The organism is Mycobacterium sp. 852002-40037_SCH5390672 (assembly GCF_001665875.1).
In the GTDB taxonomy this organism is placed as follows: Bacteria; Actinomycetota; Actinomycetes; order Mycobacteriales; family Mycobacteriaceae; genus Mycobacterium.
In genome coordinates, this window is record NZ_LZTA01000108.1 from 19562 (window position 1) to 39472 (window position 19911).

20 protein-coding genes are annotated in these 19911 nt (G+C 68.8%); 13 read left to right on the plus strand and 7 right to left on the minus strand.

Annotated elements, in window-relative coordinates:
• Nucleotides 1–46: 46 nt before the first annotated feature.
• A complete protein-coding gene (locus A5782_RS20550; protein WP_067103933.1) occupies nt 47–1777 on the plus strand; it encodes a cytochrome c biogenesis protein DipZ in 1731 nt (576 codons plus the stop codon).
• 11 nt (nt 1778–1788) lie between these two features.
• On the opposite strand, the gene A5782_RS20555 is transcribed toward A5782_RS20550, so the two are convergent.
• On the minus strand, nt 1789–2643 hold the full coding sequence (locus A5782_RS20555) for a hypothetical protein (protein WP_067103934.1): 855 nt from the start codon (nt 2641–2643) through the stop codon (nt 1789–1791).
• A 10-nt stretch (nt 2644–2653) separates the two neighbouring features.
• Nucleotides 2654–3172 carry a mycothiol transferase gene (locus tag A5782_RS20560; protein ID WP_067103935.1) on the minus strand — a complete coding sequence of 173 codons (519 nt, stop codon included), beginning with the start codon at nt 3170–3172 and terminating at the stop codon, nt 2654–2656.
• 99 nt (nt 3173–3271) lie between these two features.
• Between A5782_RS20560 and A5782_RS20565 the strand changes: the two genes are divergently transcribed.
• From A5782_RS20565 to A5782_RS26555, 5 genes are read left to right on the plus strand one after another with little or no spacing between them, the layout of a single operon-like run.
• Nucleotides 3272–5002: an amidohydrolase family protein gene (locus A5782_RS20565; protein WP_067103936.1), complete on the plus strand. Its 1731-nt coding sequence runs from the start codon at nt 3272–3274 to the stop codon at nt 5000–5002.
• Between the two features lie 38 nt (nt 5003–5040).
• Nucleotides 5041–5685, plus strand: a complete 645-nt coding sequence (locus tag A5782_RS20570; RefSeq protein WP_082943036.1) for a PPE family protein — start codon at nt 5041–5043, stop codon at nt 5683–5685.
• A 39-nt stretch (nt 5686–5724) separates the two neighbouring features.
• Nucleotides 5725–6120 (plus strand): hypothetical protein, encoded by a 396-nt coding sequence (locus A5782_RS20575; protein WP_067103937.1) that lies wholly within the window; start codon nt 5725–5727, stop codon nt 6118–6120.
• A 29-nt stretch (nt 6121–6149) separates the two neighbouring features.
• Entirely contained in the window at nt 6150–6458 is a 309-nt protein-coding gene (locus A5782_RS20580; RefSeq protein WP_231986739.1) for a hypothetical protein, read from the plus strand.
• A 40-nt stretch (nt 6459–6498) separates the two neighbouring features.
• A complete protein-coding gene (locus A5782_RS26555) occupies nt 6499–6780 on the plus strand; it encodes a hypothetical protein (RefSeq protein WP_197694295.1) in 282 nt (93 codons plus the stop codon).
• A gap of 50 nt (nt 6781–6830) precedes the next feature.
• On the opposite strand, the gene groL is transcribed toward A5782_RS26555, so the two are convergent.
• Both groL and A5782_RS20595 read right to left on the minus strand, forming a co-directional pair.
• A complete protein-coding gene (gene groL / locus A5782_RS20590) occupies nt 6831–8456 on the minus strand; it encodes a chaperonin GroEL (protein ID WP_067103939.1) in 1626 nt (541 codons plus the stop codon).
• A 176-nt stretch (nt 8457–8632) separates the two neighbouring features.
• The gene (locus A5782_RS20595; RefSeq protein ID WP_067104032.1) at nt 8633–9199 is read right to left on the minus strand and encodes a TetR/AcrR family transcriptional regulator; all 567 of its coding nucleotides are present in this window, start codon (nt 9197–9199) and stop codon (nt 8633–8635) included.
• Between the two features lie 104 nt (nt 9200–9303).
• Between A5782_RS20595 and A5782_RS20600 the strand changes: the two genes are divergently transcribed.
• Entirely contained in the window at nt 9304–10218 is a 915-nt protein-coding gene (locus tag A5782_RS20600; RefSeq protein ID WP_067103940.1) for an SDR family NAD(P)-dependent oxidoreductase, read from the plus strand.
• 54 nt (nt 10219–10272) lie between these two features.
• Here the strand turns inward: A5782_RS20600 and A5782_RS20605 are convergent, their stop codons facing one another.
• A complete protein-coding gene (locus A5782_RS20605; RefSeq protein ID WP_369815659.1) occupies nt 10273–11028 on the minus strand; it encodes a M24 family metallopeptidase in 756 nt (251 codons plus the stop codon).
• On the opposite strand from A5782_RS20605, the gene A5782_RS20610 reads away from it, so the two are divergent.
• The 3 genes from A5782_RS20610 (at nt 11007) to glp (ending at nt 14290) form a co-directional block, all read left to right on the plus strand.
• On the plus strand, nt 11007–11501 hold the full coding sequence (locus tag A5782_RS20610) for a cupin domain-containing protein (protein WP_067103942.1): 495 nt from the start codon (nt 11007–11009) through the stop codon (nt 11499–11501). The two genes, A5782_RS20605 and A5782_RS20610, sit on opposite strands and share 22 nt — an antisense overlap.
• Nucleotides 11502–12126: 625 nt before the next feature.
• Entirely contained in the window at nt 12127–13065 is a 939-nt protein-coding gene (locus A5782_RS20615) for an SDR family NAD(P)-dependent oxidoreductase (protein ID WP_067104033.1), read from the plus strand.
• 19 nt (nt 13066–13084) lie between these two features.
• Entirely contained in the window at nt 13085–14290 is a 1206-nt protein-coding gene (gene glp, locus A5782_RS20620) for a gephyrin-like molybdotransferase Glp (RefSeq protein WP_067103943.1), read from the plus strand.
• Between the two features lie 8 nt (nt 14291–14298).
• On the opposite strand, the gene A5782_RS20625 is transcribed toward glp, so the two are convergent.
• On the minus strand, nt 14299–15510 hold the full coding sequence (locus tag A5782_RS20625) for an MFS transporter (RefSeq protein WP_067103944.1): 1212 nt from the start codon (nt 15508–15510) through the stop codon (nt 14299–14301).
• Between the two features lie 65 nt (nt 15511–15575).
• Between A5782_RS20625 and A5782_RS20630 the strand changes: the two genes are divergently transcribed.
• Genes A5782_RS20630 through A5782_RS20640 form a run of 3 tightly spaced genes read left to right on the plus strand, consistent with a single transcriptional unit; the run spans nt 15576 to nt 19335 of the window.
• The gene (locus A5782_RS20630) at nt 15576–16298 is read left to right on the plus strand and encodes a phosphatidylserine decarboxylase (RefSeq protein WP_197694296.1); all 723 of its coding nucleotides are present in this window, start codon (nt 15576–15578) and stop codon (nt 16296–16298) included.
• On the plus strand, nt 16295–17158 hold the full coding sequence (pssA, locus tag A5782_RS20635) for a CDP-diacylglycerol--serine O-phosphatidyltransferase (protein ID WP_067103945.1): 864 nt from the start codon (nt 16295–16297) through the stop codon (nt 17156–17158). The genes A5782_RS20630 and pssA overlap by 4 nt, the downstream gene beginning before the upstream one ends.
• The gene (locus A5782_RS20640; protein WP_067103946.1) at nt 17155–19335 is read left to right on the plus strand and encodes an AAA family ATPase; all 2181 of its coding nucleotides are present in this window, start codon (nt 17155–17157) and stop codon (nt 19333–19335) included. Before pssA ends, A5782_RS20640 begins: the two co-directional genes overlap by 4 nt.
• Here the strand turns inward: A5782_RS20640 and A5782_RS20645 are convergent.
• Nucleotides 19309–19905 (minus strand): TetR/AcrR family transcriptional regulator, encoded by a 597-nt coding sequence (locus A5782_RS20645; protein ID WP_067103947.1) that lies wholly within the window; start codon nt 19903–19905, stop codon nt 19309–19311. The two genes, A5782_RS20640 and A5782_RS20645, sit on opposite strands and share 27 nt — an antisense overlap.
• Nucleotides 19906–19911 lie beyond the last annotated feature (6 nt).

Here is a 19911-nt window from a genome sequence, read left to right on the forward strand (position 1 = left end):
ATCCATGCTCATCGCCCGGCACCCCTCGAGCCTCTCCGCGTAACCCGTGCAGACCATCGCCTTGATCGGCTTTCTCGGTGGCCTGATCACCGGTGTCTCGCCGTGCATCCTGCCGGTGCTTCCGGTGATTCTGCTGTCCGGCGCGGGCAGCAGCCGCGGCGTGAGTTCCGCGGCGCGCCCGTACCTGGTGATCGCGGGCCTGGTGTGCAGCTTCAGCTTGGCCACGTTGATCGGCTCCGCGCTGCTCACGGCGCTGCACCTGCCGCAGGACGCGATCCGGTGGGCCGCACTGGTGGTGTTGATCCTGATCGGTCTGGGGTTGATCTTCCCGCCGGTGCAGCACCTGATCGAGCGGCCGTTCGCGTACTTCCCCCAACGCCAAATCTGCTCTGGCACAGATGGTTTCGGACTGGGGCTGACGTTGGGCGCTCTGTATGTGCCCTGTGCGGGACCCGTGCTGGCCGCCATCGTGGTGGCCGGCGGGACCACGTCGATCGGCCCCGGCGCGCTCGTGTTGACCGCAACGTTCGCCATCGGCAACGCGTTGCCACTACTGGCCTTCGCACTGGCCGGCCGGCGCGTCGCCGAACGAGTGGCCGCGTTTCGCCGCCGGCAGCGCGCAATTCAGATCACCGGCGGCATCGCGATGATCATCCTGGCCGTGGCGCTCGTGTTCAACCTGCCGGCGATGCTGCAGCGCGCCGTGCCCGACTACACGACGGCAATGCAGAACAAGCTGGGGGCCAACGACATCGAGCGCAGCCTGGGCCCCGCCCCCACGCAGCAGCCGAACCAGGGCGGCGGGGTGCAGCTGAGCCAGCCCAGCACCACCATCGACGGCGCGCTAAGCGATTGCTCCAGCGGTTCCGCCGAACTGCAACAGTGCGGACCGGCTCCCGCGCTCACCGGCGTCACGGGGTGGCTCAACACCCCGGACGGCAAACCGCTGGACCCCGCATCGGTGCACGGCAAGGTGATCCTGATCGACTTCTGGGCCTACTCGTGCATCAACTGTCAGCGCGCCATCCCGCACGTAATCGATTGGTACAACCGGTATCGCGACAACGGCTTTCTGGTCGTCGGGGTGCACACCCCCGAGTACGCCTTCGAGCGGGTGCCCGCCAATGTGGCCAGCGGCGCAGCCGACCTGCACATCACCTATCCCATCGCACTGGACAACGACTACGCGACGTGGAACAACTTTGCGAACCTGTACTGGCCGGCCGAGTACCTGATCGACGCGAATGGGCAAGTGCGACATACCAAGTTCGGTGAGGGCGACTACGACGGCACCGAGAAGCTGATCCGCAAGCTTCTCGTCGACGCCCATCCCGGTGCCCAACTGCCCGCACCGGTGAACTCGACCGACATGACCCCGCAGACCAGGCTCACACCCGAGACCTACCTGGGTGTAGGCAAGTCCGGAAACTACGGCGGCAGTGGGGATTACAAGGAGGGCGCCGCCACGCTGAGCTACCCGCCGAACCTGGCCGATGACAAGTTCGCCCTGCGGGGCCGCTGGAACCTGGACGACCAGGGAGCCACGGCGGACGGCGACGACTCCGCCATCCGGCTGAATTACACCGCGAAGGATGTCTACGCCGTCGTCGGCGGCACCGGCACCATCACCGTGACCCGGGACGGCAAGACCACCGCGACGCCGATCGGCGGAGCGCCCACGTTGCACCGGATCGTCGCCGATGACGCCGCGCACCGCGATCAGCTGGACATGCAAGTCAGCAAGGGCTTGCAGGTGTTCTCGTTCACGTTCGGCTAGCCGGGCAGGGCTCACGACCTCTTCGCGAGACCGCCCAGCACTGCGACGATCACGCCGAATGCGACGAGCCCGGCGCCGGTGAGCAACGTGATGTTGAGCCATTCGTGCAGACCGGCTTCGGCGCGGGCGACCATCACCTCGGCGACGCCGCGGACGTTGCCGGTGGTGCGGTTGAGCGCTTCGTTGAGGTAGCGACCGGCGACCTCGATGCCCGCCCATCCACCCGCACCGACGAGCAGCGCCGAGACACCCAGGCCGCAAAGCGCCTTGCCGCGGCGGCGGGCGACGGCCAACGTGAGCAGCGCGCCGACACCGCACAGCGCCGCCGCGCCCACGCTCATCCACGGACCCCAGGTGTGCAGCCGGCTAAGCCGTCCCTGTCGCATCGACTGCGGTACCGAAAAGGTCAGTGGGACAGTCAGTTTCGCGGGGACCGTTACGTTGTGGCGGCGCAGCAGCGGCTGAATCGAGCCGTCTTGGAGCATCGGTGCCACATCGACCGCCCATTGATTGCCGTTCTCGCCGGCGCCCGGGTCGCCGAACAACCAGCCGTGCGCCGCCCGGTTCGCCTGCGCGAACAGCGGCGGAAACGCGGGGCCTGCGGTGAAGGCGCTGGCGGCCTCGTGTACCTCGGAACTGTCGAGCGGGTAGCCGCCCCCGCGCTGCTGGGCGGCCAGAGCCGTTGCCCGGCTACTCAGTTCGGCTGCCATGGCGGACTGCAACGCCGGATCGGTCGCCGCGCTGCGCGCCATTGCGGCGTAGCCGTCGGCGTCAACGACATGCAGCTGCGCCCACGCCGCGGGGATCGCGACCGCGAGCGCGAGCGTGGTGATGAGCCACAACAGCACGGTCGCCACGAATCGCACGCCTGCGAATCTACGCAATCCCCCGCACGTACGCGGCCTGCCCGAGGTGCTGGGCGCAGTCGTCGATGATGCTCACCAATCGCCCGCTGGCCGTCACCGGTGGATCCCAGTTGGTGTCCACGACGCGGGCCAGCTCCTCGGCGGACACCCCGGCGACATAGTCGAGGGTGAGCTTGTGCACCGCGTGGTAGTAGCCGGACAACAAGTCCGCGGGCGCCTTGACCTTGGCCACGTCATCGGGTCCGTGCCCATAACCGGTGTCGTTGCGCGGCAGGTCCAGTCCGAACCGGTCCACCCAGCCGTCGCGAAACCACACCTGCTCGACGCCGGCGACATCGGCCAGCTGGATGTCCTGCACCCGCGCGCTGTGCCAGAGCAGCCAGGCGATGCTGTTGGCGTTCGGGGCCGGCCGGTAGCCGGACACCTCGTCGGTCAACCCCTCGGTGATCTCGTCGACGTGCTCGATCAACCGAGTGAACGCGTCGCGCAGGAGCTCTTGAAGAACGGCGGCATCGTCGGTGCTGGCCATACACGCGACACTACGGGAGGATCCCGAGGAAGATTCCCACATGGTCGATCACCGAGTTGATCCTGGCACGAGCCACCGGAACGGTCGTAGATTGTTTGGATGACTTACGACCTCATCATCCGCAACGGCACCATCGTCGACGGGCTGGGCGGTGAGCCGTTCGTTGGTGACGTGGCGGTGCAAGGCAACATCATCAGGGCGGTCGGCGCTATCAACGGCGCGGCCGCCGACCGGGAGATCGACGCCACCGGCCTGCTGGTCACGCCCGGCTTCGTCGACCTGCACACCCACTACGACGGCCAGTCCATCTGGTCGGAGCGGCTGACCCCGTCCTCGGCGCACGGGGTGACGACGGTGGTGATGGGCAACTGCGGCGTCGGCTTCGCGCCCTGCCGCCAGTCCGACCACGACGTGCTGGTCGACGTGATGGCCGGTGTCGAAGACATTCCCGGCGTCGTCATGACCGACGGGTTGCCGTGGACGTGGGAAACCTTCCCGGAATACCTGGACGCGCTCGAGTCGGGCAGGCGAGACATCGACGTGGCGGCGTATCTGCCGCACTCGCCGCTGCGGGTGTACGTGATGGGCCAGCGCGGCGCCGACCGCGAGCCGGCCACCGACGACGACCTGGCCAAGATGCGCGAGCTGGCCAAAGAGGCGATCGAGGTGGGCGCGCTGGGCTTCGCGTCGTCGCGGTTGACCATCCACAAGACCGAAAGCGGTTCGCCCATCCCGAGTTACGAGGCCGCCCGGGAAGAGATCGAGGAGATCGCGCGTGGGGTCGTGGACGGCGGCGGTGGGCTGCTGCAGTTCGTTCCCGACATCCCGTCGGGCGGATACCAGCCGGTGCTGCAGACGGTGTTCGACGTCGCCGAGGATGTCGGGCTGCCGGTCACCTTCACCCTCGTCGTCGCCAACTCCGGCGACCCGTCCTGGCCGGACGCCATCACCATGATCGAGAAGGCGAACGCCGCCGGCGGTGACGTCACCGCGCAGCTGCTGCCGCGCCCGATCGGGTTGATCATCGGCCTGCAACTGACGGCCAACCCGTTCGTGCTCTATCCCAGCTACCGCGAGATCGCGCACCTGCCACTGGCCGAGCGGGTCGCCGAGATGCGCAAGCCCGAGGTCCGCGCCCGCATCCTGGCCGACAAGCCCGGCCAGGGGCACCCGATCCTGTACGTGGCGCAGATGTGGGATTGGATCTTCCCGCTGGGCGAGGATCCCGACTACGAGCCCGACCCGTCGACCAGCATCGGGGCCCGCGCCCGGGCCCGCGGGGTGGACCCGATGGAAGAAGCCTACGACCGGCTGCTCGACGACGAGGGCCGGGCCATGCTGTTGGTGACGACCAGCAACCTGCAGAACAATTCGCTGGACACCGTCGGGGAACTGCTGCACCGCGACGACGTGGTGCTCGGCCTCGGCGACGGCGGCGCGCACTACGGGATGATCTGCGACGCCAGCTACTCGACCTACTTTCTGACGCACTGGGCACGTGACCGCAAGGCCGGACGCTTCACGGTGTCCGAGGCGGTTCGCGAGCTTACGTCGGTGCCGGCCCGCATCGCCGGGCTGGGTGATCGCGGCCGCATCGCGGTCGGCTACAAGGCCGATCTCAACGTCATCGACCACGCGGCGTTGCGGCTGCACAAGCCGATGATCAGTTACGACCTGCCCGCCGGGGGGCGGCGCCTGGACCAGACCGCCGAAGGGTATGTCGCCACGATCGTGGCCGGGGAAGTGATCGCCGAAAACGGCGTCCCCACAGACGCCCGTCCAGGCAAGTTGGTCCGTGGCCGCCAGCCCATCCCCGTACCCTCGCGATAACGCCACCAAAAGTGGCATATACCAGCTAAGTTGGGTCCGTGACGAACCCGCATTTTGCGTGGTTGCCGCCAGAAGTCAACTCGGCACTAATTTTCTCCGGTCCTGGACCCGGGCCGCTGCTTGCTGCCGCGGCGGCGTGGGACGGGCTGGCCGGGGAGTTGGCATCGTCGGCATCGTCATTTTCCTCGGTGACGTCAGATCTGGCCAGCGGATCGTGGCAGGGCGCGTCGTCGACGGCCATGATGTCGGTGGCCAGCCAATACGTGAGCTGGCTCAGCGCGGCGGCCGCGCAGGCCGAAGAGGTGTCGAACCAGGCCTCGGCGATCGCGACCGCGTTCGAGGTGGCCCTGGCGGCCACGGTGCAGCCCGCCGTGGTGTCGGCCAACCGCGCCTTGGTGGCGGCGTTGGCGGCCAACAATCACCTGGGCCAGAACACCCCAGCCATCGCCGACATCGAGGCCGCGTACGAGCAGATGTGGGCCTCGGACGTGGCGGCGATGTTCGGTTATCACGCCGACGCGTCGGCGGCCGTGGCCAAGTTGCCGCCCTGGAATCAGGTGCTACAAAACCTCGGCTTTTCCAACACCAGCACCGCCGTCGCACGCCCGGCCAGCTCCGGCGCCGTCGCCCGCGGCTACACCTCCCGCATCGCCGGGTTCCTCAGGCCCTCGGCGCCGCAGTAGCGCACCGGCCCGCACCGCTCGCGCCTATCCTGGAAGATCATGCGCACCAAGAAGAAGGTTGATCTCAAGGCGCTGGCCGACGCGCTCGTCGACTATCCGTATGCGTACTTGATCACCGTCGACGACGAATACCGCGTGCACACCGTGACGGTCGAGCCGCGGCTGCGTGCAGCCACTCTCGACGTCGGACTCATCGGCGGGCGAACCCGCAACAACCTCGCCCACCGCGCCGACGTGACCCTGTTGTGGCCGCCCGCCGAACCGGACGGCTACTCGCTGATCGTCGACGGCACCGCAGAGGTGACCGGGGCCGGGGCCGAAATCGCCCACCTGGACGTGGTTCCCACGCGCGCGCTGCTGCACCGCGACGCCGACTCGCCAGACGCGGCCAAGGGCTGCCTGCACGACTGCGTGGTGTTCTCGCTGCCGGCCTGACCCCGGACGCAAGCTCGGCGAATCCCTTTATGCGGCAGCGCTTTAGCCGGGCCGGACGCGCAGCATCGCCATTCTTCGCAGCTGCGCGCTGCTGGGCTGTCAGTACGAGTGGGGCGGGGCAGGCGGCGTTCTGGAGTCCGATCGCGGGCGTCAGCGACGACGAGTGCGACGCGCTGGTCACCGGTGGTCCGGACGACCCGCGGTGGAGCCCGGCCGAGCCGACGTTGATCGAGGCGGTGGACGAACTGGAGCGCACCGGCTCGTGGTCGGAGGCGACGTGGAGCGCGCTGGGGCGCAGAGCGGTCCTTGCGCAATCTCGGATGCCGGTTCTTCAATAGCGGCAACAGCATTCGCCGCGGCATGAACTGAAACAGCTTGGTGCTGATCCGGCTTGGCAGCCCGGGGATCACGGACCCGCGATCGCGGTCGCGCGCCTCGATTCCGGTGCGTGCCACGTCGCGCGCGGGCATCCACATGAACTTCGGGAACGCCTTGGTGGCGGCGCAAGGGCTCACCGGCGGGCGGGCGCACCGCCCCTCCCCCGCCAGGGCAATGGCCGAATTGCCCGCCTTGCAGCGACAATTCGGCCTGTCGCTGCAAGGCGGGCAAAAGCAGCACGGAACTTTCCAGGGGCGGCTGGGGCAACTGGGACACCCGTAGACACGAAAAAGCCCGGCCCCCAGAGGGACCGGGCTTTTTCGAACTTGGACTTAGAAGTCCATGCCGCCCATGCCACCGGTCGGGTCGCCCGCAGGTGCGGACGCCTTCTCCGGCTTGTCGGCCACGACGGCCTCGGTGGTGAGGAACAGCCCCGCGATCGACGCGGCGTTCTGCAGCGCCGAACGGGTGACCTTCACCGGGTCGGCAACGCCGGCCTTGAGCAGGTCCTCGTACTCACCGGTCGCGGCGTTCAGGCCGGTACCGGCGGGCGAGTTGCGGACCTTCTCGGCCACCACGCCGGGCTCCAGACCACCGTTGAAGGCGATCTGCTTCAGCGGAGCCTCGAGCGCCACGCGGACGATGTTCGCGCCGGTCGCCTCGTCACCGGTGAGCTTCAGCTCGTCCAGCGACGGGATCGCGTGCAGCAGGGCCACGCCACCACCGGCGACGATGCCCTCCTCGACGGCCGCCTTGGCGTTGCGCACCGCGTCCTCGATGCGGTGCTTGCGCTCCTTGAGCTCGACCTCGGTCGCAGCGCCGGCCTTGATCACCGCAACACCGCCGGCCAGCTTGGCCAGACGCTCCTGCAGCTTCTCGCGGTCGTAGTCGGAGTCGCTGTTCTCGATCTCGCTGCGGATCTGGGCCACCCGACCGGCGATGGCGTCGGAGTCACCGGCACCCTCGACGATGGTGGTCTCGTCCTTGGTGACGACGACCTTGCGGGCCTTACCCAGCAGGGCGACGTCGGCGCTCTCCAGCGACAGGCCGACCTCTTCGCTGATGACCTGACCACCGGTGAGGATGGCCATGTCCTGCAGCATCGCCTTGCGGCGGTCACCGAAGCCGGGGGCCTTGACCGCCACCGACTTGAAGGTGCCGCGGATCTTGTTGACGACCAGGGTGCTCAACGCCTCGCCCTCGACGTCCTCGGCGATGATCAGCAGCGGCTTACCGGCCTGAATGACCTTCTCCAGCAGCGGCAGCAGGTCCTTGACGGTCGACACCTTGGAGCTGACCAGCAGGATGAAGGGGTCCTCCAGGACCGCTTCCTGCCGCTCGGCGTCGGTGACGAAGTAGCCCGAGATGTAACCCTTGTCGAACCGCATGCCCTCGGTGAGCTCGAGCTGCAGGCCGAAGGTGTTGGACTCCTCGACGGTGATGACGCCCTCGTTGCCGACCTTGTCCATCGCCTCGGCGATCAGGTCGCCGATCGACTGGTCGCCGGCGGAGATGGCTGCGGTTGCAGCGATCTGGTCCTTGGTCTCGACCTCTTTGGCCGACTTGAGCAGGGTCTCGGTGACCTTCTCGACGGCCTTCTCGATGCCGCGCTTCAGACCCAGCGGGTTGGCGCCGGCCGCGACGTTGCGCAGGCCCTCTTTGACCAGCGCCTGGGCCAGAACCGTGGCCGTCGTCGTGCCGTCACCGGCAACGTCGTCGGTCTTCTTGGCGACTTCCTTGACCAGCTCGGCGCCGATCTTCTCGTAGGGGTCCTCCAGCTCGATCTCCTTGGCGATGGACACACCATCGTTGGTGATCGTGGGGGCACCCCACTTCTTCTCCAGGACGACGTTGCGGCCCTTGGGGCCCAACGTCACCTTTACCGCGTCGGCGAGGGCGTTGAGCCCCCGCTCGAGGCCGCGACGGGCCTCCTCGTCGTACGCAATTGTCTTGGCCATTGCGAAGTGATTCCTCCGGATTGGGGATGACACGTTCTGGCCGGGTGCAGTGCCCGCGACGGACGACCGCAGCTGTCTTGTGGCTAGGTCTCACCGTCCCGACCTAGCACTCGCTGGTCGCGAGTGCCAAGTCATTCTTAGCACTCGCCCATGTCGAGTGCAAGAAGAGGTGAGCGCTATCGCCCAGCGCGTAAACCGTCGACGACGACGTCGGTCACCCGCTCGGCCAACGCCGAGTTGTATGCCTCCATCGCCTGGCACCCGACCATGATCGCCTTCACTTCACGCACTCCGATGTCTTGGCGGGCGGTGCCCGCCCGCTGCGCGGCCCGCAACAGCTCGTCGAGCATGGCCAGGAACGCGTCCTCGGCGTCGGGCGCGGCGCTGGCGATGTCGATCCCGAAGCCGGCCAGGGCGTCGACCAGACCGCGATCCGCCGCTCCCCACTGCAGCACAATCGAGCGCAGGCAGGCGAAGAGCGCTTCGCCGGGGCCGACGGATTCCAGGAGGGCGCGCCCGTCGTCGACCAGCCGATACATCCGGTCCTCGATGACCGCCTGGAACAGCGCCTCTTTGGTCGGGAAGTGCCGGTAGACGGTGCCGGCCCCGACGCCGGCTCGCCGGGCGACCTCGTCGATGGGCACCGAGAGGCCCTCGGCCGCGAAGGTGTCGTAGGCGACTTCCAGCACGCGCGCGCGATTGCGCGCCGCGTCGGCGCGCTGCCGGCGTTCGGGCTGTGCCATCTGTTCACTGTCCATCGGTTGACAAAGCGGGGCGTGCGTTCCGTATAGTCATCAATCAACCGGAGCGCTCGCCCCGTTTACTCTACAAGTTCAAGGAGCCTCTGATGGCCAAGTGGACCACCGCGGACATTCCCGACCAGGCCGGCCGGGTCGCCGTCATCACCGGAGCCAACACCGGCCTGGGCTACGAGACCGCCCTGGCGCTTGCCGACCGCGGCGCCCACGTGGTGCTGGCGGTGCGCAACCTGGACAAGGGCAAGGACGCCGCGGCCCGCATCACCGCCCGCAGCCCCCATGCCGACGTCGCGCTGCAGGAGCTCGACCTCACCTCGCTGGAGTCCGTCCGGTCCGCGGCCGCGCAGTTGCGGTCCGCGCACGACCGCATTGACCTGCTGATCAACAACGCCGGGGTGATGTACACGCCGAAGTCGAACACCAAGGACGGGTTCGAGTTGCAGTTCGGCACCAATCATCTGGGCCACTTCGCCTTCACCGGTCTGCTGCTGGACCGGCTGCTGCCGATCGCCGGCTCGCGGATCGTCACCGTCAGCAGCGTCGGCCACCGCATCCTCGCCGACATCCACTTCGACGATCTGCAGTGGGAGCGCCGCTACAACAGGGTCGCCGCCTACGGACAGGCCAAGCTGGCCAACCTGCTGTTCACCTATGAACTGCAACGGCGGCTTGCCCCGCAGGGCACGACGATCGCCGCGGCCGCCCATCCAGGCATGTCGGACACCGAGTTGATGCGCAACATGCCCGCCCCGCTGGCCGTCGCCTTCGAGCGGATCGCACCCCTCGTCGCCCAGAACGCGGCCGTCGGCGCGCTGCCCACCCTGCGCGCAGCCACCGACCCGGCAGTGCTCGGCGGGCAGTACTACGGACCCGACGGCCTCGGCCAGACGCGGGGCTATCCCAAGATCGTGGGGTCCAGCGCCAAATCGCACGACGCCGACCGTCAGCGCCGGCTGTGGGCGGTCTCCGAGGAGCTCACCGGGGTGGTTTATCCCCTCGACTAGTCCGATGGTGCCGACCCGCTGCGCCCGGCGTCCGCGCCGCGCTTGCGATCGGCACTAGCCCGAGGGCAGGTCGAGCAGCTGCTCGTAGAAGCCGCCGAAACCGCGCGGACGATCGACAAGGTGGATCTCGAGAATCCAGTGGCAGATGCGGCCGCGCGGATCGGTGCGGCGCATCGGTTTGTTCGAGCCGGGCATGATGTACCACTCGATGCCGGGGCCGGCGATCTTCTTGTGCGGGAACTCGCCGATCAGATGGCCCGCGATGCGGCTGCCCCACTCGAAGCCCTCGGCACGGGCCACGCCGACGACGTAGTCGAACAGCTCGGCGCCGGTGATTTCGGGGTGACTCGCGAAGTGGTCGCGGCCGGCCTCCCAAACCCGCGGTAGGGCGTCGCGAACGGCCGCCTTGTGCGGGTCGTCGCCGAGCACGAACGTCCGCCCGAAATCGGCCTCCCACTCCTCGAAGATGGGCCCTAGGTCGAGGAAGACGATGTCGTCGTCGACGATCACCCGATCCGGCGGGCGTTCCTGGAACGGCTGCAGCGTGTTCTCCCCGGCCCGCACGATCCGCCGGTGCCAGTGCCGGGTCACCCCGAACATCTCCCCGGCCAGGTCGTGGATCTGGTCGGAGAGTTCCTTCTCTGCCAGCCCGGGACGAATCATGGCCCGCCGCTCGATCTCGTCGAACAGTTGCGCGGCCTTGCCTTCGGCGTCGAGCAGCCGGTGCACGCGAACATCTTCGGCGCTCGATCGGTCCACACCGGCGATGCTATGCGCACACTGGAGCCATGTCCCTTGTCGTGCCGCCATACCCGCCAGCCCGATACACCAAAGACGAACCGGAGATCAGCGCCTGGCTCAAGCGGGCCGATCAGCCACCTGACTACGAGACGACGGGGGTCAAGTACCACTACCTGGCCAACCAACAGGACACCGCCGGCGATTACGGGCTCTACCGCGTCGACATCGGCCCGGCCGGCGGCGGACCCCCGGCGCATTTCCACCGCGCCATGTCCGAGGCGTTCTTCGTCTTGTCCGGGACGATGAAGCTCTACGACGGCACCCAGTGGACAGATGGTCGGCAAGGCGACTTTCTCTACGTCCCGCCCGGCGGCATCCACGGTTTCCGCAACGAGGCGGACGAACCGGCCTCGATACTGATGTTGTTCACGCCCGGCGCACCCCGCGAGGCTTACTTCGAAGGTTTGGCGGCCCTGTCCGACATGACCGACGACGAGCGCCGGGAATGGTTCATCCGCCACGATAATTTCTGGGTGCAGTAAACCCTTCCGTTAATCCGAAATTACCTCTGCCGTAACGTTTCTGCCCTTTGCGCAGGCCACGTTAGCGGCAGGCGTAGGGTGTGGCCGTGCGGACGAGCAAACCGTCGAAGCGGGCTGCGGCCTGGATGCGGCAACGAATCGATTGGTCGATGAGCGCCCCGGTCATGATCAGCCTGCGGGTCAAACGCCCGAAACCCCGGAGCTCACCGGATTTTCGGCGGCGTTCACCGGCGCCGACCGCCGCCCGGGAACGCGGTACCCGGGTAAGCGGCTATCAGCGTGGCGGGCGCGGATTGCGCGATCGGGCCCGCGCACGATTGTCCCTCGCACCGCCCGCGATGACGCGACGCCCGCGCGTGCCACACACGTCAACCCGGCGACCGCGGCCGTCCATCGCCACCGCAGTCACTTCGCCGCGACGTAGCTCCTGAACGAATTCGTCTACGCTGCAGTAGATCTCGGGGCACGCGCCGGGCGCTGCCACGCATTCGGATCACTTGACCGTCCATCGGTATTCGATTGCCCGGCAAGGTAATTCGGCACTACTAGTAGTCAACCGGGCCGACGACTGGTTCACCGTCGCCCAACCCGGCGGCAGTCGTTTCGCATGAGTATGTTTTGGGCCATGGCTTCCAACGACACAGAGAACCGCAATTGGTCGGAGGGCGACGTCCCGGATCAGAGCGGCCGCGTCGTCGTCGTCACCGGCGCCAACACCGGAATCGGGTATGAGGCGGCCGCCGTGCTGGCCTACCGCGGCGCCCACGTCGTGCTCGCGGTTCGCAACCTCGAGAAGGGCAACGCGGCGCTGTCGCGCATCGTCGCCGCGAGTCCGCGCGCGGATGTCACGCTGCAGCAGCTGGATCTGACCTCGCTGGACGCGGTGCGCTCGGCCGCCGACGCGCTGCGCGCGGCGTACCCGCGCATCGACCTGCTGATCAACAACGCCGGGGTGATGTGGACGCCCAAGCAGGTCACCCAGGACGGCTTCGAATTGCAGTTCGGCACCAATCATCTGGGCCATTTCGCGCTGACGGGGCTGCTGCTCGACAACCTGCTGGTGGTGCGGGATTCGCGGGTGGTGACGGTCAGCAGCCTCGGCCATCGGCTGCGGGCGGCGATCCACTTCGACGACCTGCAGTGGGAACAGCGATACGACCGGATCGCCGCCTACGGGCAATCCAAGCTGGCCAACCTCCTGTTCACCTACGAGCTGCAGCGCCGGCTGGCGGCCAAGGCCGACGCGAAGACCATTGCCGTCGCCGCCCATCCGGGTGGCTCCAATACGGAGCTGGCCCGCAATCTGCCGGGCGTCTTTCGGCCGGTGAAGGCCGTGCTGGGGCCGGTGCTGTTCCAGAGCCCGGCCATGGGCGCATTGCCGACGCTGCGGGCCGCCACCGATCCGGCCGTTGAGGGCGGGCAGTACTACGGTCCGGGGGGCTTCCTCGAGCAGCGGGGCCGCCCGAGATTGGTCAAATCCAGCGCCCAGTCCCACGACGAGGAGTTGCAGCGCCGGCTCTGGGCAGTCTCCGAAGAACTCACCGGCGTCAGCTTCCCCGTCTGACGCGCGGATAATGGCTCCGATGCGCTCAGTCGCCGAACATCAGCGGGTCGTCACCGAGTTGATTCGGGCCCGGCCGCCGGTCGCGGTCCCGCTGACCGAGGCCCAGGGTCTGGTCCTGGCCGAGGACGTGGTGGCGCAGCTGGCGTTGCCGGTCTTCGACAACTCCGCGATGGACGGCTACGCGGTGCGCGCCGACGACACCTCGGGCGCCACGCCCGAACACCCGGTGGTATTGCCCGTTGCCGAGGACATTCCAGCCGGGCGCACCGACGAACTGACGTTGCAGCCCGGTACGGCCCACCGGATCATGACGGGCGCGCCTCTGCCGGCCGGGGCGACGGCCGTCGTTCCGGTGGAGGACACCGACGGCGGTGTGGACGTCGTGTCCATCCGCGCGCCCCGCGAGGCAGGCAGGCACATCCGCCGTGCGGGCGAGGACGTGTTCCCCGGCACCGCCGTCTTGCGCCAGGGTCAGGTCGTGACGCCAGCCGTGCTGGGCTTGGTGGCGGCGCTGGGAATCGCCGAGTTGCGCGTGATTCCGCGCCAGCGGGTGCTGGTGATCTCCACCGGATCGGAGCTGGTGACGCCGGGCACCGCGCTGCGGCCCGGGCAGATTTACGAGTCCAACTCGATCATGCTGGCCGGGGCGGTCCGGGATGCGGGCGCCGATCTGGTCGCCGTCGCCACAGCGGAAGACGAAGTGGCCCAATTCAGTTCGATCATCGACCAGTACGCGGGCGATGCCGATTTGATCATCACCAGCGGCGGCGTCAGCGCCGGCGCCTACGAGGTGGTCAAAGACGCGTTCGGGCGCGAGGGTGACCAGGGCGTGGAATTCGTCAAGGTCGCCATGCAGCCGGGCATGCCACAGGGCGTGGGACGGGTGGCCGGCGCGACGATCGTCACGTTGCCCGGCAACCCAGTCAGCGCGCTGGTGTCCTTCGAGGTGTTCATCCGGCCCGCGCTGCGCCGAGCAATGGGCCTGCCGGATCCGGACCGACCGCACCGCAACGCGGTCCTCGCCGAGTCGCTGACCTCGCCGCGCGGCAAGCGGCAATTCCGGCGCGCGGTGCTCAACGACGACGCCAGCACGGTCACCAGTTACGGGCCGCCGGCATCGCATCACCTGCGATGGCTGGCGTCGGCGAACGCGCTGCTGGACATCCCCGAGGACGTCGTCGAGGTGTCCGAGGGAACCCCGTTGCAGGTCTGGGATCTGCGCTAGCCGGGTGACTACGCCGCGGGCGTGGCGACGTCGCGATGGAATTCGTCGGCCCGATCGAAAGCCGGTGTGTAGCGGATGGCGATGCCGACGACCGACATCATCACCGGAACGGTGACCAACGCCGCCGACAGCCCCACCCGGCCGGACAGGTGGCCGATCAGCGGCGGCCCGAGCAGGTAGCCCAGCCAACCGGTCGCGGCCACGATGGCGATCGCCCATCCGGCGCCGCTCGCACCGTACGCCGCGCTGAAGGCGGTAGGCACCAGCAGCGCCACGCCGACGCCCAGCGCGGCGAAACCGAGCACGCTGATCCAGGCGTTGGCGCTCGCGAGCATCACGCTCATGCCGACGACGGCCACCAGCGCCAGCCCCGGCAGCAGCCTTCGACTGGAGACGCGCGCGTGCAGTCGCGGTGCGCCGAACCGGGTGATGACCATCGTCAGGGTGTACGCGGCGTAGCTCAACGCGGAGACGCTCGGGCCGGCGCCGATGACGTTGCGCAGGTAGTTGGCCGACCAGTCGGTGGCGGCGCCTTCGCACAGAAACGACGCGAACGCCACGGCCGCCAGGATCGCCACCGTCGGCGTCATCCAGGCCCGTTTACCTCCGGCCGAGTCCGACGCGGCGGCGGTATCCGCCGCATCGGGGATCAGGCGCCGGGTCAGGGTTTCCACCACGATCAGGACGACCAGCCCCAGAACCGTCAGCTGGACGGTGAGGCCGACGCCCGCGCTGACGCACGCCGCACCGATCACTGCGCCCAACAACGTTCCGACACTCCACATGCCGTGGAACCGCGCCATGATCGGAGCCCCGGCGAGCCGCTCGACCGTGCCGGCCTGGGTGTTCATCGCGACATCCAGTGCACCCTGAAACAGGCCCCACAACGCCAGCGCCATGAACAACGAGGCCGCGGATGTGGCCAGGCCCACCGTCGTTCCGGCCGCGGCATAGCCGGCCACCGTGACCGGGATCAGCCGGTGGCTACCCCAGCGGGGCAGCGCCCAGTGGCTGAGCAGCGTGGCCACCACAGACCCCAGCGGTGCGCCGAAGAGCGCCGTTCCGAGCGCCGCGTCGGACAGGCCGAGCCCGGCCTTGACGTGGGGAATGTGGGCGGCCCAGGACGAGAAGACCACACCATGCGCGATGAATACGGCGGTGACCGCGACTTTCGCCCGGCGCGCTTGGGTTGCCCGCCGATCGGCGCTGTGCGATTGCATGTCGAAGGTGGGCGTTCCCTCTGCGGGCGTCTACGAATCAGCGGCGGGCTCCGTAAGATGGCCGCGTGGCACGACGCCCCCGCACTATCGGCCCCTCTGCTCAAGACCCGGGCTTCAGCCCGCAGCATGCGCTGGAATTGGTGCGCTCCGCCGTCCCACCAGTGCATCCGGCCGGGCGACCGTTCATCGGCGCCGGGCTGGCGCTGGCGCTGGTCGGCCGCAAGCACCGATGGGTGCGACGGGCGGGCCTGCTGGCCGCCGGCGCCTGCGCGGGGTTCTTCCGTCACCCGCCGCGGGTGCCACCCGCCCGGCCCGGCGCGATCGTCGCACCCGCCGACGGCGAGATCTGCGTGATCGACTTCGCCGCCCCGCCCGCCGAATTGGGCATGGGCGAGGTGCCGCTTCCCCGGATCAGCATCTTCCTGTCGCTGCTGGACGCGCATGTGCAGCGGGCGCCGGTCAGCGGCGAGGTGATCGCCGTGCAGCACCGGCCGGGCCGGTTCGGCTCGGCCGACCTCGCCGCGGCGAGCACCGAGAACGAGCGCACCAGCCTGCACCTGCGCACTCCCAGCGGCGCGGACGTCGTCGCGGTGCAGGTCGCCGGGCTGCTGGCCCGCCGCATCATCTGCGACGCCCACGTCGGGGACAAACTGTCGATCGGTGACACCTACGGCCTGATCCGGTTCGGCTCCAGGCTGGACACCTACCTGCCGGCGGGCTCCGAGCCGCTGGTGAAGGTCGGCCAGCGTGCGATCGCCGGTGAGACTGTGCTGGCCGAGCTGCCATGATCAGCAAGCCGCGCGGACGGCCGGCGGTCAATCTGCAGATCCTGCCGAGCGCGATGACGGTGCTTTCCGTGTGCGCGGGACTGACCTCGATCCGGTTCGCCCTCGAACACCAGCCCAAGGCCGCGATGGCGCTGATCGCGGCGGCGGCCATCCTGGACGGACTCGACGGGCGGGTGGCCCGCATCCTGGACGCGCAGTCGCGGATGGGTGAAGAGATCGACTCGCTGGCCGATGCGGTGAACTTCGGCGTGACCCCGGCGATCGTGCTGTACGTGACGCTGCTGACCACGTCACCGGCCGGCTGGGTGGTGATCCTGCTCTACGCGGTCTGCGTGGTGTTGCGGCTGGCGCGATTCAACGCCTTGCAAGACGACGGCAGCCAGCCGTCCTACGCGCACGAGTTCTTCGTCGGCATGCCCGCGCCTGCCGGTGCGATCTCGATGATCGGTCTCATCGGACTCAAGCTGCAGTTCGGTGACGGCTGGTGGACGTCGCCGCTGTTCCTGTGCATCTGGATCACCGGGACCTCGATCCTGATGGTCAGCAAGATCCCGATGCGCAAGATGCACGCGGTCGCCGTGCCGCCGAGTTGGGCCGCGCCCCTGCTGGCCGTCTTGGCGATCTGCGCGGCGGCGGCCGTACTGGCGCCCTATGTCTTGATCTGGGTGATCATCGTCGCCTACCTGTGCCACGTGCCGTTCGCCATCCGCAACTCGCGCTGGCTGGCTGCGCACCCCGAGGCGTGGGATGACGAACCCAAGCAGCGTCGCGCCACGCGGCGCGCGATCCGCCGGGCACAGCCCAACCGCCGCTCGATGGCGCGGCTGGGCCTGCGCAAGCCGGGCAGGCGCTTGCCGTGAGTCGCTCCGGCGACGATGCGGCCCGTCGGCTCACGCTGACCGCCCGGCTGAACACCTCGGCGGTCGACTCCCGCCGCGGCGTCATTCGGTTGCATCCGAACGCCATTGCCGCACTGGGGATTCGGGAATGGGACGCGGTATCGCTGATCGGGTCGCGGACCACGGCGGCGGTAGCGGGCCTGGCCGGACCGGACACACCGGTCAGCACCGTGCTGCTCGACGACGTGACACTGTCCAACGCGGGACTGCGCGAGGGGACCGCGGTGGTCGTCGGCGCGGTCACCGTTTACGGGGCGCGGTCGGTGACGCTGTCCGGCTCGACGCTGGCCACCCAGTCGGTCACGCCGGTCACGCTGCGACAAGCCTTGCTGGGCAAGGTGATCACCGTGGGCGACGCCGTATCGCTGCTGCCGCGCGATCTGGGTCCTGGCACCTCGACGTCGGATGCCACCCGCGCGCTGGCCACCGCGGTGGGCATCAGCTGGACCTCGGAGCTGCTGACGGTCACCGGCGTCGACCCCGAGGGACCGGTCAGCGTGCAGCCCAACTCGCTGGTCACCTGGGGCACCGGTGTTCCGTCCGGCGCCGGAACCTCGTCCCAGATATCGGTCGAGCTCGCCAGGCCGGAGATGGTCGTCGAGGAACTCAAAGGCACCCAGCCGCAGGCCGCCAAGCTCGTCGAATGGCTCAAGCTCGCGCTCGACGAACCGCATCTGCTCAAGACATTGGGCGCGGGCGCCAACCTCGGCGTGCTGGTGTCCGGTCCGCCCGGTGTGGGCAAGGTGACCCTGGTGCGCGCGGTATGCGGCGACCGCAGGCTCGTCACGCTGGACGGCCCGGAGGCCGGCGCGCTGGGTGCCGAAGACCGGCTCAAGGCCGTCGCTTCCGCGGTGCAGACGGTCCGCGACGGTGGCGGCGTGCTGCTGATCACCGACGTCGATGCACTACTGCCGGCCACCGCCGAGCCGGTGGCGTCGCTAATCCTGGGCGAGCTGCGTACCGCGGTGGCCAGCGAGGGCGTAGCCCTGATCGCCACCTCCGCGCGACCCGACCAGCTCGACGCCCGACTGCGGGCCCCGGACCTGTGTGACCGTGAGCTGGGCCTGCCGCTTCCCGATGCCGCCACCCGCAAAGCGCTATTGGAGTCGCTGCTGCGAAACGTGCCCACGGGCGATCTTGAGCTCGACGCAATTAGTTCTCGCACACCGGGTTTCGTCGTCGCCGACCTGGCCGCGCTGGTGCGCGAGGCGGCGCTGCGGGCGGCGTCGCGGGCCAGCACCGACGGCCGGCCGCCCGAGCTGAAACAGGAGGATCTAGTCGGTGCGCTGAGCGTCATCCGGCCGCTGTCCCGCTCGGCCAGTGCGGAAGTCAGCGTCGGCAACATCACGCTCGATGACGTCGGCGACATGGCCGAGGCCAGGCAGGCCCTGACCGAGGCCGTGTTGTGGCCGTTGCAACATCCGGACACCTTCGCCCGGTTGGGTGTGCAGCCGCCGCGCGGGGTGCTGCTGTTTGGACCGCCGGGCTGCGGCAAGACGTTCATCGTGCGTGCGCTGGCCAGCACCGGGCAGCTGTCCGTGCACGCCGTGAAGGGTTCCGAGCTGATGGACAAATGGGTGGGCAGTTCGGAAAAGGCTGTGCGCGAGCTGTTTCGGCGCGCCCGGGATTCGGCGCCGTCGCTGATCTTCCTCGACGAGGTGGATGCGCTGGCGCCGCGGCGTGGGCAGAGCTTCGATTCGGGCGTGACCGATCGGGTGGTGGCCGCGCTACTGACCGAACTCGACGGTGTCGATCCGCTGCGCGACGTGGTCGTGCTGGGCGCCACCAACCGACCGGATCTCATCGACCCCGCACTGCTGCGTCCGGGCCGGCTGGAGCGGCTGGTCTTCGTCGAGCCTCCTGACGCCGCGGCCCGCCGCGAAATCCTGCGCACCGCGGGCAAATCGATCCCACTCAGCGCCGACGTCGATCTCGACGAGGTGGCGGCCGGACTCGACGACTACAGCGCCGCCGATTGCGTGGCGCTGCTGCGGGAGGCCGCACTGACCGCTATGCGCCGATCCATCGACGCCACCGACGTGACGGCGGCCGACCTCGCGGCGGCACGCGAAAACGTCCGTCCCTCTTTGGATCCCGTGCAGATCGAGTCGCTACGGACGTTCTCCAAAGCTCCGTAGTACGGCCTGGGCCGACGCCGCGACGTCGTTTTCCAGCCAGGACGGCATCGGCTCGTCGCGCGCGTGGCGCCGCACCACGGCGTAGGGCAGGTCGGCCACCGCCCGCGCGACGGCGTCGACGGATCGCGGTCGGGAGTTCCCATACAGTTGGCGGGCCAACACCGCGATGCGTTGTGTCAGGGGGGCGTTCATCGCGGCGAGCGTCTGCTGGAATGCCGCGTCGGGCTCACCGTCGAGCAGGTCGCCCGGGCGGATCGTCAAGAGCAGCCGGGCATCCTCGGGAAGGGCACGCGCGAAGCCGACGGCGGCCACGGCCATCGCCACGGCGGTGTCCGTCGGGGTTTCGCCGTCGGCGGCCAGCGCCCGCCGTTGGAAGCGCTCGAGGGCGCGCAGCCACGCCGCGGTCAAGATGCCGTCTCGGTTGCCGAACCGGTGATACAGCGTGCCCGCCGGTGCGCCACTGGCTTTCGCGATGGCGGCCACACTGGCCGCCCGCGGTCCGCCGTCGAGCACCAGCGCCCGGGCGGCGTCGAGGATCACATCGGTTTCATGCTTCCGCGGAGGTGCCACGATCTA